This is a genomic window from Bacillus cereus group sp. BceL291 (genome assembly GCF_051776705.1).
GTDB lineage: Bacteria > Bacillota > Bacilli > Bacillales > Bacillaceae_G > Bacillus_A > Bacillus_A cereus.
This window is the reverse complement of the sequence record NZ_JBPWAP010000187.1, coordinates 1-2575: the sequence shown is the minus strand read 5'-3', so window position 1 is coordinate 2575 and position 2575 is coordinate 1. Positions and strand designations below refer to the sequence as shown.

The window sequence follows — 2575 nt, the reverse complement described above, 5'->3', positions numbered from 1 at the left end:
TAATAACCGCTTATCAAATTTTAAAATATAGAAATGTGTTATAAGGAGAATTATGTATGAAGATATGTGTACAAAGATAGAGATATTAATATTTCTATAAGAACTAAAAAAATGTCTTGATAAAATGGTAAAATTCACTCCGTTTGCAGCAATTCCTGAACAGTTTGCTGGGATACGTGAAATCATCAAGGAGAAAAATAAAGTAACTCGGCCGATCTTAACAGATGAAGAAAAAGAACTAATTGAGAACATGTTATTATGTTCCTTATTATCTGAAGAAGAAATACTCATTACATATTATGAGGATGGTTATTTGCTCTCTAGCTATATGACTGTTGTTGATATTGATCCACCAAATAGTGCTGTTATATGTACCGATGCTTTTTATAACGAGATGAAACTGCAATTTTATAATATAATAGATGCAAAATAGAATATATTTACTTAAGCACATTTAGACCATTATAAAGGAGTGTAAATAATGCAAGAGGCTCAAATAAGAAAAAGTGCAGCAGGAGCAATTATTCATAACGATATAAATGACTATCCCTATTTAAATATACCGATGATTATTAATGAAAAAGATGGAATGATTTATGAAGTTCTAGGTGCTGGTTTTCACACTAATGATGCTGTAGCAATAATAACAACGGATGATTTTGCTACAACCAGGGTAACTGCGCCTCTTATAACAGTAAAAAACAATGATGGTAGTATTCAATTATATCGCTTACCTTTAGAACTAGAACATTGGGTACTTTCTTGTATGCGTGCTGCTTCAGTAGGAAAAAATCCGTTTCCCTGTAAAGTTGCTTTCGGAATCATCGATACTAAATTTTATGTAGAATTTATATAAAAAAGGTCTGCTTATTCAGCAGACCTACCATCAATTATAGCTTTATATTTTTTTCCTTTTCAATGTCCAAATAGGTGTAGAAGCAAGGATCTGGATTGGCTCAGGTAATAACGGTCTTACTTTCTTCCCATCTCGTTGTCGAGAAAACTTTGTGCTTAAACGTGCTTTATCCCAACCTAGTATCTCAGCAAATTCTTTTAAACCAACGAGAAGGGGAATTACTCCCCCAGTTCATCGCTCCACACTTGATAAAAGCCGCCACCAACCGTTTCAAGTACATTATCATCCTCTTGTGGGGATATTCCATACCAATATGAGGTTGTTATGACTTCGCCATCTAAAGTTTCAATTGTGATTTTTTCTTGCGTGTAAGCTATACCTTCTTCAGCAACTTTTTTCGCTTCACTTAAATCATTTACTTCAACTTCTTCTGTTACACCAGTATGATAGTTTACAATGTATTTTTCCATTTATAATATCCCCTTCAAAAGTGATAACTTTGTTAACACTTTTTAGGATAATTCATTTAATTATTTCCTTCCTTTTAGGAAAGAGAAAATCCATAGCTTCTACAGTTAAAATCCATTCTCCACGTTGTTTTCCTTCAGGCTTGTAGTATTTAACTTTTCCACTCTCAATCAATGCATCTATTAATTTATTATCTTTTCCTCGCTTCAATTTCATTAGCAGCGCTTCTTGTATAATCCCCCAACGATCACACGCCTCTCTTGGTGGCATAATTTCATCTAGCATAAATAACATCCCCATCACCTCTCGTTACCTATAAGTAACGTTCAACCGGATAAAAAAACATGATGAATTCTACATGCGTGTGATTTGAACCATAACTTTGCCCAAACGGCAAGGTTATGGTTCTTTTTGTTTGTGGCAAAGTTATGGTTCCAAAAATAAAATGTACAATCAACTTAATAACAAGTTGCCCCAAAAACGATAAAAATGAACTCCATTGTTATAAAGGAATCTAATTTTTTGTTTTGGGGGTAGTATAGAATATTAACTTGATTGTGATGTGGCGCTAAGCTTATAAGGGATCACTATATTTAAAAAAATTGTACGTTTAGACACGGTTTGGCAAAAAACTAACTGTTTTCTTGTACATTAATAAAAACTACAGTAAAAGTTGTAGTTTTTATGTTTTCATTTTCCTTTTTGCATTCATCTTTTACTTAGATGAATGCTTTTTTTAGTACATAATAAAAAAAAAACGGAAAAAGTGTCACAAAATCCGTTTTTCTGGTTTCTATATAATACAGGCATCAAATTGAGAGTGAGGTTTTAACTAACATGTTAACAATAGAAAATGAAGAAAGTCATGCTTCTGACATGACTTTTGAAGATTTATTTAAGCAGTACTATGCTTACGCTGTGAAACAAATCATATGGATTGTTAAAGATCAATCTATCGCTGAAGAGTTAGCGCAAGAAGTATTTTTACAATTATATCGTAGCGATTGGAAAGCAATCGAAAACATACCTGGATGGCTGATTAAATCTTCTACTTATGTAGCGTATAACCATTTGCGATCTGAAAAAAGGCATCAAGCGAAGATTGATAAGGAAATACAATACCATGACGTACAAAATGTCTCATCATTAGACGATGATTGGATAAGAAAAGAAGAAATTACAAAAGTCCAAACGATACTAAATAAAATGAATGAGCGAGAACGAACCCTTTTACTAATGAAATTCTCTGGT

5 protein-coding genes are annotated in these 2575 nt (G+C 32.6%); 3 read left to right on the top strand and 2 right to left on the bottom strand.

The annotated features are described in order from the left end of the window. The first annotated feature begins 124 nt into the window (after positions 1-124). Together ACS2CR_RS33880 and ACS2CR_RS33875 are read left to right on the top strand one after the other, a co-directional pair. Entirely contained in the window at positions 125-433 is a 309-nt protein-coding gene (locus tag ACS2CR_RS33880) for a YolD-like family protein (protein ID WP_000238290.1), read from the top strand. Positions 434-481: 48 nt separating this feature from the next. Further along, a complete protein-coding gene (locus ACS2CR_RS33875) occupies positions 482-856 on the top strand; it encodes a hypothetical protein (protein ID WP_001154608.1) in 375 nt (124 codons plus the stop codon). A gap of 218 nt (positions 857-1074) precedes the next feature. Here the strand turns inward: ACS2CR_RS33875 and ACS2CR_RS33870 are convergent, their stop codons facing one another. Continuing rightward, a complete protein-coding gene (locus ACS2CR_RS33870; RefSeq protein ID WP_000417392.1) occupies positions 1075-1326 on the bottom strand; it encodes a hypothetical protein in 252 nt (83 codons plus the stop codon). A 52-nt stretch (positions 1327-1378) separates the two neighbouring features. Next, positions 1379-1618, bottom strand: coding sequence for a hypothetical protein (locus ACS2CR_RS33865; protein WP_000898260.1), 240 nt, complete (start codon positions 1616-1618; stop codon positions 1379-1381). A gap of 543 nt (positions 1619-2161) precedes the next feature. Here ACS2CR_RS33865 and ACS2CR_RS33860 point away from each other — a divergent pair. Then, positions 2162-2575 (top strand): RNA polymerase sigma factor SigX (locus ACS2CR_RS33860; protein WP_438906154.1); only part of this gene is annotated, 414 nt, incomplete at its 3' end.